This window comes from Citrobacter sp. W9 (assembly GCF_026719375.1).
GTDB classification, from domain to species: Bacteria; Pseudomonadota; Gammaproteobacteria; order Enterobacterales; family Enterobacteriaceae; genus Citrobacter; species Citrobacter werkmanii.
Genome location: NZ_JAPPTE010000078.1, coordinates 1 through 820 on the forward strand (window position 1 = coordinate 1; position 820 = coordinate 820).

Genomic DNA, 820 nt, shown 5'->3' on the forward strand with positions numbered 1-820 from the left:
GGCACTGTTGCAAAGTTAGCGATGAGGCAGCCTTTTGTCTTATTCAAAGGCCTTACATTTCAAAAACTCTGCTTACCAGGCGCATTTCGCCCAGGGGATCACCATAATAAAATGCTGAGGCCTGGCCTTTGCGTAGTGCACGCATCACCTCAATACCTTTGATGGTGGCGTAAGCCGTCTTCATGGATTTAAATCCCAGCGTGGCGCCGATTATCCGTTTCAGTTTGCCATGATCGCATTCAATCACGTTGTTCCGGTACTTAATCTGTCGGTGTTCAACGTCAGACGGGCACCGGCCTTCGCGTTTGAGCAGAGCAAGCGCGCGACCATAGGCGGGCGCTTTATCCGTGTTGATGAATCGCGGGATCTGCCACTTCTTCACGTTGTTGAGGATTTTACCCAGAAACCGGTATGCAGCTTTGCTGTTACGACGGGAGGAGAGATAAAAATCGACAGTGCGGCCCCGGCTGTCGACGGCCCGGTACAGATACGCCCAGCGGCCATTGACCTTCACGTAGGTTTCATCCATGTGCCACGGGCAAAGATCGGAAGGGTTACGCCAGTACCAGCGCAGCCGTTTTTCCATTTCAGGCGCATAACGCTGAACCCAGCGGTAAATCGTGGAGTGATCGACATTCACTCCGCGTTCAGCCAGCATCTCCTGCAGCTCACGGTAACTGATGCCGTATTTGCAGTACCAGCGTACGGCCCACAGAATGATGTCACGCTGAAAATGCCGGCCTTTGAATGGGTTCATGTGCAGCTCCATCAGCAAAAGGGGATGATAAGTTTATCACCACCGACTATTTGCAACAGTGCC

The 820-nt window shown here is 52.4% G+C and carries 1 protein-coding gene; it reads right to left on the reverse strand.

What is annotated here, in order from left to right:
- Positions 1 to 52: 52 nt before the first annotated feature.
- Complete coding sequence (locus OOJ59_RS27910) at positions 53 to 757, reverse strand: IS6-like element IS26 family transposase (protein WP_001067855.1); 705 nt, start codon at positions 755 to 757, stop codon at positions 53 to 55.
- Positions 758 to 820: the final 63 nt, after the last annotated feature.